This is a genomic window from Streptomyces sp. NPDC038280, assembly GCF_055600045.1.
The window spans coordinates 1-13,054 of record NZ_JBVJYZ010000031.1; the positions used below are offsets into that span (position 1 = coordinate 1).

The 13,054-nt window shown below is 70.6% G+C and carries 12 protein-coding genes and 1 pseudogene; 2 read left to right on the forward strand and 11 right to left on the reverse strand.

Features of this window, described 5'->3' with window-relative positions; genetic code table 11:
- The 8 genes from aroC to ACZ7J0_RS33505 form a co-directional block, all read right to left on the reverse strand.
- On the reverse strand, positions 1-839 hold an 839-nt coding region (gene aroC / locus ACZ7J0_RS33470; RefSeq protein ID WP_470893808.1), incomplete at its 3' end, for a chorismate synthase.
- Positions 840-952: 113 nt separating this feature from the next.
- Positions 953-1,162, reverse strand: a complete 210-nt coding sequence (locus ACZ7J0_RS33475; RefSeq protein WP_470893810.1) for a hypothetical protein — start codon at positions 1,160-1,162, stop codon at positions 953-955.
- The gene (locus tag ACZ7J0_RS33480) at positions 1,159-2,004 is read right to left on the reverse strand and encodes a shikimate dehydrogenase (protein ID WP_470893812.1); all 846 of its coding nucleotides are present in this window, start codon (positions 2,002-2,004) and stop codon (positions 1,159-1,161) included. Before ACZ7J0_RS33480 ends, ACZ7J0_RS33475 begins: the two co-directional genes overlap by 4 nt.
- Positions 1,982-3,652, reverse strand: a complete 1,671-nt coding sequence (gene mltG, locus ACZ7J0_RS33485) for an endolytic transglycosylase MltG (RefSeq protein ID WP_470893814.1) — start codon at positions 3,650-3,652, stop codon at positions 1,982-1,984. Before mltG ends, ACZ7J0_RS33480 begins: the two co-directional genes overlap by 23 nt.
- A gap of 101 nt (positions 3,653-3,753) precedes the next feature.
- Complete coding sequence (gene ruvX / locus ACZ7J0_RS33490; protein ID WP_470893816.1) at positions 3,754-4,218, reverse strand: Holliday junction resolvase RuvX; 465 nt, start codon at positions 4,216-4,218, stop codon at positions 3,754-3,756.
- The gene (alaS, locus tag ACZ7J0_RS33495; RefSeq protein WP_470893818.1) at positions 4,218-6,887 is read right to left on the reverse strand and encodes an alanine--tRNA ligase; all 2,670 of its coding nucleotides are present in this window, start codon (positions 6,885-6,887) and stop codon (positions 4,218-4,220) included. Before alaS ends, ruvX begins: the two co-directional genes overlap by 1 nt.
- Positions 6,887-7,240 (reverse strand): DUF6167 family protein, encoded by a 354-nt coding sequence (locus tag ACZ7J0_RS33500; protein ID WP_470893820.1) that lies wholly within the window; start codon positions 7,238-7,240, stop codon positions 6,887-6,889. The genes alaS and ACZ7J0_RS33500 overlap by 1 nt, the downstream gene beginning before the upstream one ends.
- A 5-nt stretch (positions 7,241-7,245) precedes the next feature.
- The gene (locus ACZ7J0_RS33505) at positions 7,246-7,677 is read right to left on the reverse strand and encodes a DUF948 domain-containing protein (RefSeq protein WP_470893822.1); all 432 of its coding nucleotides are present in this window, start codon (positions 7,675-7,677) and stop codon (positions 7,246-7,248) included.
- 158 nt (positions 7,678-7,835) lie between these two features.
- Between ACZ7J0_RS33505 and ACZ7J0_RS33510 the strand changes: the two genes are divergently transcribed.
- The gene (locus ACZ7J0_RS33510; protein WP_470893824.1) at positions 7,836-9,980 is read left to right on the forward strand and encodes an ATP-binding protein; all 2,145 of its coding nucleotides are present in this window, start codon (positions 7,836-7,838) and stop codon (positions 9,978-9,980) included.
- A gap of 25 nt (positions 9,981-10,005) precedes the next feature.
- Here the strand turns inward: ACZ7J0_RS33510 and rpsD are convergent, their stop codons facing one another.
- Complete coding sequence (gene rpsD / locus ACZ7J0_RS33515) at positions 10,006-10,620, reverse strand: 30S ribosomal protein S4 (RefSeq protein ID WP_468714985.1); 615 nt, start codon at positions 10,618-10,620, stop codon at positions 10,006-10,008.
- Positions 10,621-10,808: 188 nt separating this feature from the next.
- Here rpsD and ACZ7J0_RS33520 point away from each other — a divergent pair, with 188 nt between their 5' ends.
- On the forward strand, positions 10,809-11,504 hold the full coding sequence (locus ACZ7J0_RS33520) for a DUF2470 domain-containing protein (RefSeq protein ID WP_470893826.1): 696 nt from the start codon (positions 10,809-10,811) through the stop codon (positions 11,502-11,504).
- Between the two features lie 36 nt (positions 11,505-11,540).
- Here the strand turns inward: ACZ7J0_RS33520 and ACZ7J0_RS33525 are convergent, their stop codons facing one another.
- Together ACZ7J0_RS33525 and ACZ7J0_RS33530 are read right to left on the reverse strand one after the other, a co-directional pair.
- Positions 11,541-12,908 carry a replication-associated recombination protein A gene (locus ACZ7J0_RS33525; protein WP_470893828.1) on the reverse strand — a complete coding sequence of 456 codons (1,368 nt, stop codon included), beginning with the start codon at positions 12,906-12,908 and terminating at the stop codon, positions 11,541-11,543.
- 45 nt (positions 12,909-12,953) lie between these two features.
- A pseudogene (locus ACZ7J0_RS33530) lies at positions 12,954-13,054 on the reverse strand (vitamin K epoxide reductase family protein); the annotation flags it as partial.

A 13,054-nucleotide genomic window follows, 5' to 3' on the forward strand; every position in this document is an offset into this window, starting at 1 on the left:
TGCGCCTTCGAACCAGGCACACGAGCCAGCTCGAACCCGTCACCCACCTCAACACCCTTGATCGCCTGGATCCCCATCAGCGCCGCGGCCAGCCGGGCGTCCAGCCGACGGTCCCAGTGCACATGCGACCCCAGACCGACCGGCACGCCATACGCCAGCACCTCCACCACACCACCCAGGGTGTCACCGTCCTTGTGAGCCTGATCGATCTCCGCGACCATCGCCTTCGACGCGTCCGCGTCCAAGCAGCGCACCGGATCAGCGTCCAGCCTCTCCACATCCGCCGGCGTCGGATACACCCCGTACGGAGCCTTCGCCGCAGCCAGCTCCACCACATGGGAAACAATCTCGATGCCCGCCGCCTCCTTCAGAAACGACCGGGCGACCGCGCCGAGCGCGACCCGCGCGGCAGTCTCACGAGCCGACGCCCGCTCCAGAACCGGCCGGGCCTCGTCGAAGCCGTACTTCTGCATCCCGGCCAGGTCGGCATGCCCGGGACGCGGCCGGGTCAACGGCGCATTACGCCCCGACTCCCTCAACTCCGCCGGATCCACCGGATCGGCCGACATCACCTTCTCCCACTTCGGCCACTCCGTATTCCCGACCATCACAGCCAGCGGAGAACCCAGCGACAAACCATGCCGCACACCACCCAGGAAGGTGACCTCGTCCTGCTCGAACTTCATCCGGGCACCACGCCCATAACCCAGACGCCGCCGCGCAAGATGGTCCGCCACCAGCTCAGTGGTGACCGGAACGCCGGCGGGAAGACCCTCCAGCGTCGCCACCAGCGCGGGTCCGTGGGACTCCCCAGCGGTCAGCCAACGCAACCTGCTCAACGATGCTCCTCATGCTCGCGCCTGGAACTGCTGCGGCGCGACCGGGTGCGCGGCCCTGGCCCGCCACCTCCGATCCTCCCACGTCCGGGCGGTGGACCCGAGCGCCAGTCCAGCTATCGGACGTCCGGGTCGCCCGGGTCGCCGGCCCCCGTGGAACCGGTGGAGCCCGGTCCGGAGGCCGAGAGGACGCGCCAGAGCCACCGGACGCCCACCGCCGCGAGGACCGCGAGCCCGGTCCAGACGACGACGGCTTCCAGCCAGTCCGGCAGCAGTCCGAGGAGCAGTTTGAAGAGCCCGCTCCCCCAGTTGGCGGCGAGCGTCACCGCGCGGCCACGGCCTGCTCGCCCGCCGCGCGCATGGCTTCCAGCGGCGCGGGGACGATTCCGGTCATCTGCTCGACCTGGAGCACCGCCTGGTGGACCAGAAGGTCCATGCCCCCGACGATCCGGCCACCGCGATGCGACCAGGCAGCCGCGAGAGCTGTCGGCCACGGGTCGTAGAGGACGTCGAAGAGCGTGCCGGGCGCGGACGGGACGGCTGCCGCGAGGGCGTCTGTCGTCCCCGCGGGGGTGGTGGCGATGACGAGAGGCGCGGCCAGGGCCTGCGCCGCGTCCCCCCAGTCGGCGGTCCGGACCTCGATGGCGAGCCGCTCGCCCCAGCCCCGCATCTCGCGGGCACGGTCCGCGCTGCGGACATAGGCGGTGACGGGCCCGGTGCAGAGGTGGGACAGCGCGGCGAGCGCGGACGAGGCGGTGGCACCCGCGCCGAGGATCGCGGCGGTCTCCACCTTCTCCACGCCCCGCTCACCGAGCGCGGCGATCATGCCGGGAATGTCGGTGTTGTCGCCGACCCGCCGGCCGTCCTCGGTGAACACGACCGTGTTCACCGCCTCCACCGCGGCCGCCGTCGCGCTGACCTCGTCGAGCAGCGGGATGACGGCGCGCTTGAGCGGCATGGTGAGGGAGAAGCCCGCCCAGGTGTCGTCCAGCTCCCCGAAGAATCCGGGGAGCCCGGCCTCGTCCACGTCGAAGCGGTCGTACGACCAGTGGGCGAGGCCGAGCGCCTGGTACGCGGCCCGGTGGAGCACCGGGGAGAGCGAGTGGGCGATGGGCGAGCCGAGTACGGCGGCCCTGCGGCGGCCCTCAGTTGCTCCCCGAGTTTGCATCGAACTTTTCCTTCAGTGTCAGGAACTCGGTGTGCGTCTTGGCGAACTCGGTCTTGCTCATACCGTCGGTCGCCACGAAGTACAGCCAGCCGTCCTTCGTCGGATTCAGGGCAGCGGCCAGCGCTTCGTTGCCCGGGTTGCCGATGGGCCCGGGTGTCAGGCCCTTCTGCGTGTAGGTGTTGTACGGGTCCTGGTTGCTGTTGATCTCCGACTCGCTGATCTTGATCTTGCTCTGGCCCTTGAGGTAGTTGAAGGCAGAGTCGAATTGGAGCAGCTGGTTCGTCTCGGTGTTGGTGGGCTTGAGGCGGTTGTAGACGACTTCGCCCATCTTGCGGAAGTCGTCGTGCGTCTTGCCCTCCGCCTGGACGAGGCTGGCCACCGTGACCAGCTCCCAGGGGCTCTTGAGCCCGAGCGAGGTGGCCTTGGACTGCAGGTCGAGCTGGTCGTACTCCTCATTCGCCCGCGCGACCATCTTCCGCAGGACGTCCTCGGGCGCGGCACCCTTGGCGACCGGGTAGCTCGCGGGGAAGAGGAAGCCTTCCAGCGGGTCCTTCACATTGGCATGGCCGTTGGCCCATGCGGGCAGGCCGAGGCTCTTGGCCCGAGTCTTGGCGACGCCCGCCGTGGTGCCCGCCTTCAGCCCCAGACGCTTGTCTAGCTCCGCGTAGACCCAGACGTTCCGCTTGCCCTCGGGAATGATGAAGTTGCTCCGGCTCACCGGGTTGAGCAGCAGCTTGACCGCGCTGGCCGCCGACATCTCCCTCTTCAGGGTGTAGACGCCCGCCTGGATCAACTGCCCCTTGGGGTTCCTCTGCTGTGCCGAGACGAATGCGTCGACGCTCTTGACGACACCCGCCTTCTTGAGGATGTTCCCGATGTCGTAGCCGCCGGCGCCCTTCGGGATCTCCACCTGGACCGACCCGGCGCCCTCGCCGGTGAAGTCCGGGGCCGCGCCGAACTTGCCCTGCCAGAACTGGTAGCCGAAGTAGCCGACGCCGCCCAGACCGCCGACCAGGACCGTGGCGACGACCAGACAGGCGATGCCGTTCCTGCCCCTTTTCTTCTTGTTCCGACCGCCACGGCCGCGGCCACCGCCGGAGCGCCGCCCCGCCGGGTCGTCCCCGTCGTCGTCACCGCGGCCGTCGTCGCTGCCGCTGAAGAAGGAGTGCTTCTCCTCATCCTCGGGCTCCGCCTGCCAGCCGGACGTGGGTTCGGGCGGGGTCTGCCGCTGTCCGGGGGGCTGCGGCGGCGGGTACGCCTCGGAGGTGCCGTAGAGGTCCTGGCCCGGCCCAGCGGCGTACGGCTCGGCCTGCGGCGCGCTGTAGGGCATCGCCACCTGCTGGCCGGTGGACGCCTCCCAGGTGCCGTCGTACGGCTGTGCGGGATAGCCCGGCTCGTTGTACCCCTGCGCGCCCTGGCCCGTGCCGCCGTACTGAGGGTCGGTGTACTGCGGCTGCTGCTGCGCGTACTCCTGCCCGTACGGGTCCTGGTGACCGCCGTACTGGGCCTGCTGGTACGGGTCCTGGGCCTGCTGCTGGTAGTACTGCTCCTGGCCGCCGGCCTGCTGACCTCTCCATCCCTGGTCCCCGAACAGCGGGTCCTCGGGATGCCACGGTTCGGAGCCGGGGCTCCGGCCATATTCAGTCATCGATCCCCAAACAGCCGCGAGGCGTCCGGACGGTCCGCCTCTACGTAGTGCGGCAGCTGTTCGAAAACGGCCGCATCGCGCGGAACGTTACCGTATCGCGATCAGATGACCACTTCGACGCTCTCGCCGGGCGGATTACCTGATACCCGTTCGGACTCAAGAGCGTTCTGAAGGATGATCACAGCGGCGGCCTGATCGATGACCGACCGGCCCTTCTTCGCCTTCACCCCCGAGGCGCGCAGGCCCTGACTGGCCGTCACGGTCGTCATGCGTTCGTCGACGAGCCGGACCGGTACGGGGGCGACGACGCGGGCCATCTCCTGGACGAAGGCCCTGACCTTCGCCGCGGCCGGCCCCTCGCCCCCACTGAGGGAGCGAGGGAGACCGACGACGATCTCGATCGGTTCGTACTCTTCGACAATCTGTCCGAGCCGGCGGTGGGCGGCCGGGACGTCGCGTCCCGGCACGGTCTCCACCGGCGTGGCGAGGACCCCGTCGGGGTCGCACGAGGCGACCCCGATCCGGGCGTCCCCGACGTCGATCGCGAGGCGACGGCCGCGTCGCATCAGGCGACGTCCCCCACGAGACGCTCGACGGCGTCGATGGCGTCGCCGATGGCCTGCGGGTTCTGACCGCCGCCCTGGGCGACGTCCGGCTTGCCGCCACCGCCGCCGCCGAGGGTCTTGGCAGCGGCGCGGACCAGCTCGCCGGCCTTGAGGCCCCGCTCGCGGGCGGCCTCGTTGGTGGCGATGACCGTCAGCGGGCGACCATTGGCCGTGGTGAACAGCGCCACGACGGCGGCCCGGTCGCCCGGGATGCGGCCGCGGACGTCGAGGACCAGCTTGCGCAGGTCGTCGGCGGAGGTGCCGTCGGGGACCTGGCCGGTGACCAGCGCGACGCCACGCACGTCCTTGGCCGTCTCGACGAGACCGGCCGCGGCGGCGAGGACCTTCTCGGCGCGGAACTTCTCGATCTCCTTCTCGGCGTCCTTCAGCTTGCCGAGCATGGCGGAGACCTTCTCCGGAAGCTCCTCGGGACGGCCCTTGACCAGCTCCTGGAGCTGGGCGACGACCGTGTGCTCCCGGGCGAGGAAGTTGTACGCGTCGACACCGACGAGGGCCTCGATGCGGCGCACGCCGCTGCCGATCGACGACTCGCCGAGCAGCTTCACCAGGCCCAGCTGGGCGGTGTTGTGGACGTGCGTACCGCCGCACAGTTCCTTGGAGAAGTCGCCGATGGTGACGACCCGGACCCGCTCGCCGTACTTCTCGCCGAACTCGGCGATGGCGCCCTGCTTCTTGGCCTCGTCGATCGACATGACCTCGGCCTGGACGTCCAGCTCGCGGGAGAGAACCTCGTTGATCTTCTGCTCGACGTCGGTCATGACCGAACCGGGGACGGCGTTCGGCGAACCGAAGTCGAAGCGGAAGCGGCCCGGCGAGTTCTCCGAACCGGCCTGGGCGGCCGTCGGGCCCAGAGCGTCGCGCAGCGCCTGGTGCGTCAGGTGCGTGGCGCTGTGGGCGCGCGCGATGGCGCGGCGGCGCGTGACGTCGATGGCGGCGTAGGCGGAGGCGCCGACGGTCACCTCGCCGACCTGGACGACACCCTTGTGGACGTGGACGCCCGGGACGGGCTTCTGCACGTCGCGGACCTCGATGATGGCGCCGGTGTCGAGCCGGATCCGGCCCTGGTCGGCGATCTGGCCGCCGCCCTCGGCGTAGAAGGGGGTCCGGTCGAGGACGACCTCGACCTCGTCGCCCTCGGTGGCGGCCGGTGAGGGAACGCCGTCGACGAGCAGGCCGACGATGGTCGACTCGGTCTCAGTGGAGACATAGCCGGTGAAGTCGGTCTCGCCGGAGGTGTCGGCGACCTCGCGGTAGGCGGAGAGGTCGGCGTGGCCGGTCTTCTTGGCCCTGGCGTCGGCCTTGGCGCGCTCCCGCTGCTCCCGCATCAGACGGCGGAAGCCGTCCTCGTCCACGGAGAGGCCCTGTTCGGCGGCCATCTCCAGGGTGAGGTCGATCGGGAAGCCCCAGGTGTCGTGGAGCAGGAACGCCTTCTCACCGGCGAGGACCGTGCCACCGGAGGCCTTGGTCTCGGTGACGGCGGTGTCGAGGATGTTGGTGCCGCCCTTGAGGGCCTTGAGGAAGGCGGCCTCCTCGGCGAGGGCCACCGTCTCGATGCGCTTGCGGTCGGTGATGAGCTCCGGGTACTGCTGCCCCATCGTGTCGATCACGACGTCGACGAGCTCCTGGACGACCGGTCCGGTGGCGCCCATGAGACGCATGTTGCGGATGGCGCGGCGCATGATGCGGCGCAGCACATAGCCGCGGCCCTCGTTGCCGGGGGTGACGCCGTCGCCGATGAGCATGGCGGACGTACGGATGTGGTCGGCGACCACGCGCAGGGAGACGTCCGAGCCGTGCTCGGCGCCGTAGCGCACGCCGGTCAGCTCGGTGGCCTTGTCCATGACGACCCGCAGGGTGTCGGTCTCGTACATGTTCTGTACGTCCTGCAGGATCATCGCGAGGCGCTCGAGGCCGAGGCCCGTGTCGATGTTCTGCGACGGCAGGTCCCCCAGGATCGGGAAGTCCTCCTTGCCGTCACCGGCGCCGCGCTCGTACTGCATGAAGACCAGGTTCCAGATCTCCACGTAACGCTCGTCGTTGACGGCCGGGCCGCCCTCGACGCCGAAGGCCGGACCCCGGTCGTAGTTGATCTCCGAACACGGGCCGCAGGGGCCGGGGACGCCCATGGACCAGAAGTTGTCCTTCTTGCCCAGGCGCTGGATGCGCTCGGCGGGGACGCCGATCTTGTCGCGCCAGATCTGCTCGGCCTCGTCGTCGTCCAGGTAGACCGTGATCCACAGACGCTCGGGGTCCAGGCCATAGCCGCCGTCCGCCACGGAGCTGGTGAGCAGCTCCCAGGCGAGCGTGATGGCGCCCTCCTTGAAGTAGTCCCCGAAGGAGAAGTTGCCGCACATCTGGAAGAACGTGCCGTGGCGGGTGGTCTTGCCGACCTCTTCGATGTCCGGCGTCCGCACGCACTTCTGCACGCTGGTCACGCGCGGGGCGGGGGGCTTGACCTCACCCAGGAAGTACGGCTTGAACGGGACCATGCCCGCGGGGACGAGGAGCAGAGTCGGGTCGTCCGCGATGAGCGACGCCGAAGGCACGACGGTGTGCCCGCGCTCCTCGAAGAAGCTCAGCCAGCGGCGGCGGATTTCAGCCGACTCCATCAGTGGTCCTCATTCCGGTTGTACGAACGCGTGTGGGGCGCATGCTTCGGGTACGCATGCGTGGTCTTGTGGGGCGTGGGGTCGAGCTCGGCCCTGCGCCGGGGCCCCGGGAGCTGCCGGTCCGGCGGCGTCTCCAGGCCCAGTGCCTCGCCCAACTCGGCCTCCCGCTGGACCATTCCCGCCCGGACGTCGAGCGCGAAGTCCTTGAGCCGGTGGCCCGTCTCGATCGCCTTGTTCGCGGCCTGCGCGGCGAGGCTCTCGGGGGTCAGCTGCCTGAGTTTGCGGTTGACCTTCGTGGTGGCCCAGACGCCGGCTGCGGCGCCCGCGGTGAACCAGAACGTACGGCGGAACATCGGGGTCAGCCCTTCTGCTTCCGGCGCCGGGCGGACGGCACGGTACGGCCGACGATCACGGTGCGGCGGGTGGGCGCCTGCGCCACGTCACTCCGGTCGCGGCCCAGCGCCCGGCGTACGCCGTAGCCGAAGGCAGCGATCTTGACCAGCGGCCCGCCGAAGGTGGAGGCGACGGTCGTGGAGAGCGCGGAGGCGTTGGAGGTGACTTCCTGGACGTCCGAGGCGATGGCGTCGACCCGGTCGAGCTGGGTCTGTGCCGAGCGCACGGTCGCGGAGGCGTCGGCGAGCAGCGGAACCGCCTGTTCGGTCACGTCCGCCACCATTTTGGTGGTCGCCTTGAGCGTCTGGGCCAGCCTCACCAGGACGACGGCGAGGAAGGAGACCAGGATCGCCCAGAAGACGGCCACCAGAATCCCGGCAACCTCTCCACCGGTCACTGCGCACCGCTCTCTGCTCGTCGAAGGGCACCTTGAAAGTCGTCCTCCGACCCTATCGCGCCCGCGGTCTTGTCCCGTACCGCATTAGCGGTCCACGGGAAGCCGGGGACGCGGTCGGACTGTACGGAGTGCGCCTGGATGAGTACGCTCCGTGTCCCATGCGACGGAGCGATCTACCCGCCGAGCCGAACCGGTTCGTGGGACGGGCCGGAGAGCTGGACGACGTACGGCGGCTGCTGGCGGAGTACCGGCTGGTCACCGTGGTCGGCGTCGGCGGGGTCGGCAAGACCCGGCTGGCCCTGCGGGCCGCGGCGGCATCGCAGAAACGCTACGCCGACGGGGTCCGGCTCGCCGAGCTGTCCACGCTGCGCGACCCGGCCGTGGTGGGGCACGCTCTGGTCGAGGCGCTGGGTCTGACCGATCACACGCTCAGGCCCCCGCGCGAGATGCTGGTCGAGTACCTGTCCGGACGCCAACTGCTGCTGGTGGTCGACGGGTTCGAGCATCTCGTGGAGGAGTGCGCGCCGCTGGTACGGGAGCTGCTGCGCCGCGCCCCCGGTCTGAGGGTGCTGGCGACGGGCCGGCGGCCGCTGCGGATGGACGGCGAGGCGGTCCTGCCGCTCGCGCCGTTGAGCGACGCGGACGCCGCCGCCCTCTTCGCCGAGCGGGCGGCCGCCGCGGGCGCGCCGGGCGGCGACGGGGACGGCGACCGGGAGGCCGTACAGGAGCTGTGCCGGCGGCTCGACGGGATCCCGCTGGCTCTCGAGCTGGCCGCCGGTCGGCTGCCGTTGCTCTCCGTCGCGCAGATGCTCCAGCGCCTCGACGACCGGTTCCGGCTGCTGACCGACGGGCGGCGCGGGGAGCCTGCCCGTCACCGGACCCTGCGCACCACCATCGGCTGGAGCCACGAACTGTGCGCGCCCGAGGAGCGGTTGCTGTGGGCGCGCCTGTCGGTCTTCGTGGGGCCCTTCGAGCTCGAAGCGGTCGAGTACGTGTGCAGCGGCGCCGAGTTGCCCGCCGAACGGGTCCTCGATGTGCTCGGCGGGCTGGTCGCCCAGTCACTGGTGTGGCGCGAGGAGAGCCCGGCGGGCCCGCGCTACCGGATGCTCGGCACGGTCCGGGCGTACGGCGCCGAGTGGCTGGAGGCGCTCGGCGACACGGGGCGGATGCGCAGGCGCCACCGTGACTGGTACATGGGCCTGGCCACCTGGTGCGAGCTGGAGTGGTTCAGTCCCCGCCAGGCGGAGGTGGCGGCCTGCGCGGAGAGCGCGCTCCCGCATATCCGGGCGGCCCTTGAGCTGTGTCTGGAGCGGCCGGAGGAGGCGCGTCTCGCGCAGCATCTGGCGGGCACGCTGTGGTTCTACTGGGTCGGGTGCGGGCGGCTCTCGGAGGGCCGGCACTGGCTGGACCGTGCGCTGCTGCTCGATTCCGGCCATGACGAAGCGCGGCTCAAGGCGCTGTGGGTACGGGGCTATGTGGCGATCCTGCAGGGCGACGGCACGGCGGCCGTGGGGGCGCTGTACGAGTGCGCGGAGCTCGCCCGCCTGACGGAGAACCGGGTCGCGGCCGCGTACGCGACACATCGGACGGGGTGTCTGGCTCTGCTCTCGGACGACCTGCCGCGAGCCGAGGCGCTGCTGCGGGAGGCGCTTGCCTCCTACCGGGAGCTGGGCGAGCTCAACAGCAATGTGCTGATGGCCCAGGTCGAGTTGGCGATGGTCAGGGTCTTCCAGGGGGACTTGGAGGCCGCCGTGTCGCTCTGTGACGAGGTGCGGGAGGTGTGCGAGGAGCGGGGCGAGCGGTGGACGAGGGCGTACGCGCTCTATGTGCTGGCCTATGCGGCCTGGACGCGCGGCGATCATGGCGAGGCGCGGGAGCTTCTCCACGAGTGCGTCACCATCGACCACGCCTTCAACGATCTGGTCGGCCTGGTGCTGGCGATCGAGCTGCTGGCGCTGGTGACGGCGAGCGAGGGCGATCCGGCGGAGGCGGCCGTCCTCCAGGGCGCGGCGGCGCCGGTGTGGGACTCGGTGGGACTCCGGCTGTTCGGCTGCGGCTCCTTCGGCGCGCCGAGGGCGCTGTGCGAACAGCGGGCGGGTGAGCTGCTCGGCACGGAGGCGTACGCGTCGGCGGTACGGGAGGGGCGGGAGCTGTCGCTGGACGCGGTGGTGCGGCGGGCGCTGGCCCGGCGCACGGCGCCGTCGGCCGCGGTGGAGGCGGCCCGCCCGTCGCGCACGTCCGTTCCGGACACGCGAAAGCCCGCCGACTCCCCCACCGGTAAGGGCGGGGAAGCGACGGGCTGAACACCGCGGGGGTGCTACGCCAGGGTCAGCGGGCGTAGTACTCGACGACCAGCTGCTCGTCGCAGATGACCGGGATTTCCTTGCGGTTCGGGTCGCGGTCGAGGCGGAAGGCCAGGGCCTTCAGGTTGACCTGCAGGTAGCGCGGGGTCTCACCGTCGGCGGCGAAGCCACCCTCGCGGGCCACCTGGAACAGGGGCTTCTCGCGGGAGCGCTCGCGGACCGTCACGACGTCGTCGGGACGGACGCGGAAGGACGGCTTGTCGACCTTGCCACCGTTGACCTGGATGTGGCCGTGAACGACCATCTGGCGGGCCTGGTAGATGGTGCGGGCGATGCCCGAACGCAGGACCAGGGCGTCGAGGCGACGCTCGAGCTCGACGACCAGCGCCTCGCCCGTCTTGCCTTCGGCCTTCTTGGCGCGGTCGTACGCGCGGGCCATCTGGCGCTCGCTGATGTCGTACTGCGCACGCAGGCGCTGCTTCTCGAGCAGACGGACCTTGTAGTCCGAGTTCTGCTTGCGGCCACGGCCGTGCTCACCCGGCGGGTACGGGCGCGCTTCGAAGTACTTGACAGCCTTCGGCGTCAGCGCGATACCGAGCGCGCGAGACTTCTTGACCTTGGGACGCGACTGGTTAGGCACGTTCTCCAGACCTCCGTTGTAGGTTAGGTTAGGCTCACCTTACTCAAGGAGATCGCATGTCTCGCCCTGGGAACACCAAGCGCATCACAGACAGCAACACAAAGAGCGATGCTTCTGAGAGCATCGAATGTGACGGAGGTCCGATCAGCTCATGGTCAGCCGCGTCCAACGGGCTTGAAATCGCGCGGATGCCGTCAGCAGCCGAGCGCACACGAACTCTCGTACAGAGTACATGCTCCTCGGTGCTGCTCGTCCCGGGGACCGAGGGAGCCCGCTCCGACCAGCTGATGCCCCGAGCGCGGGCGGTCGGCGCCGACGGCGAGGTGTTCCTGCTGTTTCCCGCCGACGCACCGGCCGTACGCGCCGCCACGCACGCCCAGGACGACGAGCTGGCGGCTGTGCTGGAGATCACCGACGTCGCGCCGGTCTCCGTCCCCCACCGCGTCCGGGGCCGCGCCTGGGTCTCCGGCTGGCTCACCACCGTGCCCGCGCTCGCCGAGCCCGGGCACATGATGCTGCGGCTGGAGGTCGGTGAGGCGAGCGTCGACGACCTCTGGGGCGCGGGGGACGTCGACGCCGAGGAATTCGCGGCCGCCGCTCCCGATCCGCTGGTCTCCCACGAGACCGAACTGCTCCAGCATCTCCACGCGGCGCACGGCCCCCAGGTCCGGGAGCTCTCCACCCTGCTCGGTGACCGGGCGCGGACCGGCCTGGCCGTCCGGGACGTGGTGCCGCTGGCGCTCGACCGGTTCGGGCTGCGGATCCGGTTCAGCGACGGGGCCGGGCACTCCTTCGACACCCGCTTCGACTTCCCCGAGCCGGTACGGGACGTGAACGAGCTGCGCCGGGCCATGCACCGGCTCTTCGAAGCGGCCCAGCACTGAGCCGGGGGCGCACCGGGCGCCCCGAAGCCCCGCGCGTCAGCGTGTCTCCTGTCCGCCCTCGCCGCGCAACCGCTCGCGGACCTTCTCGACCACGTCGGCGTAGCGCGCCTCGGCGCCGTACCGGGTGGGTTCGTAGTACCGCTTGCCGTGGACCGCGTCGGGCGCGTACTGCTGGGCGGCGATTCCGCCCGGCACATCGTGCGGATAGACATAGCCCTGGGCATGGCCCAGCTTGGCGGCTCCCTTGTAGTGGCCGTCGCGCAGATGGGACGGGACCGGGCCGGCCAGACCGCCCCGCACGTCCGCCTGGGCGGCGAAGATCGCGGTCGTCACCGCGTTCGACTTGGGGGCCAGGGCCAGCGCGATGGTGGCGTGGCTCAGGGTCAGGGCCGCTTCTGGGAAACCGATCATGGCGACCGCCTGGGCGGCCGCGACCGCGGTGGGCAGAGCGGTCGGGTCGGCGAGGCCGATGTCCTCGCTCGCCGAGATCATCAGACGACGGGCGATGAACCGGGGATCCTCCCCCGCCTCGATCATCCGTGCCAGGTAGTGCAGTGCCGCGTCCACGTCGGAGCCCCGGATGGACTTGATCAGCGCGCTGGCCACGTCATAGTGCTGGTCGCCGTCGCGGTCGTACGTCACCGCGGCCCTGTCGACGGTCTCCTCGACGGTCTGGAGGGTGATCTCCGGGTCGCCCTTGGCGAGGGCCGCGCCGGCCGCCGCCTCCAGGGCCGTGAGCGCGCGGCGGGCGTCGCCGCCCGCGATCCGCAGCAGATGGGCCTCGGCGTCCTCGGGCAGGGTGAGCGCTCCGCCGAGCCCGCGCTGCTCGGTGAGGGCCCGCTTCAGCAGCCCGCGCAGATCGTCGTCGGTGAGCGGCTCCAGCGTGAGCAGCAGGGAGCGGGAGAGCAGCGGCGAGATGATCGAGAAGTAGGGGTTCTCGGTGGTGGCGGCGATGAGGGTGACCCAGCGGTTCTCCACCGCGGGGAGCAGTGAGTCCTGCTGGGCCTTGCTGAAGCGGTGGATCTCGTCGAGGAACAGGACGGTGTCCTTGCCGAAGCCGCCGGAGGCGCGGCGGGCGCCGTCGATGACCGCGCGGACCTCCTTGACACCGGCGGTGATCGCGGAGAGCTCGACGAAGCGCTTGTTGGTGGCTTTGGAGACCACATAGGCCAGGGTCGTCTTGCCGGTGCCCGGCGGTCCCCACAGGATCACCGAGGACGCCCCGGCCGGGCCTCCCGAGCCTTCGCCGACCAGCCGGCGCAACGGAGATCCCGGCTTCAGCAGATGCTGCTGGCCCATCACTTCGTCGAGGGTGCGCGGACGCATCCGTACGGCCAGGGGGCTGCTGGACGGGTCCTTCTCCTGGCGCTCTTCGGCGGCTGCGGTAAAAAGGTCGGGCTCCACGTCATGAAGCCTAAGTCAGAGCACTGACAACGCCCTCCGTGCCCGTCAGCTGGTCCAGAAGTCCCACCAGCGGGTCAGGACCAGCATCCCGATGATCCCGATGTGCAGCACGGGCAGCACCCAGGTGAACTCCCCGAAGAACCCCC

Excerpts from the sequence above, each read along its gene's own strand:
- mltG (WP_470893814.1), bottom strand. The coding sequence starts at position 3,652 with ATGACTGAATATGGCCGGAGCCCCGGCTCCGAACCGTGGCATCCCGAG.
- alaS (WP_470893818.1), bottom strand. The coding sequence starts at position 6,887 with ATGGAGTCGGCTGAAATCCGCCGCCGCTGGCTGAGCTTCTTCGAGGAG.
- ACZ7J0_RS33510 (WP_470893824.1), top strand. The coding sequence starts at position 7,836 with ATGCGACGGAGCGATCTACCCGCCGAGCCGAACCGGTTCGTGGGACGG.
- ACZ7J0_RS33500 (WP_470893820.1), bottom strand. The coding sequence starts at position 7,240 with ATGTTCCGCCGTACGTTCTGGTTCACCGCGGGCGCCGCAGCCGGCGTC.
- ruvX (WP_470893816.1), bottom strand. The coding sequence starts at position 4,218 with ATGCGACGCGGCCGTCGCCTCGCGATCGACGTCGGGGACGCCCGGATC.
- ACZ7J0_RS33480 (WP_470893812.1), bottom strand. The coding sequence starts at position 2,004 with ATGCAAACTCGGGGAGCAACTGAGGGCCGCCGCAGGGCCGCCGTACTC.
- ACZ7J0_RS33520 (WP_470893826.1), top strand. The coding sequence starts at position 10,809 with ATGCCGTCAGCAGCCGAGCGCACACGAACTCTCGTACAGAGTACATGC.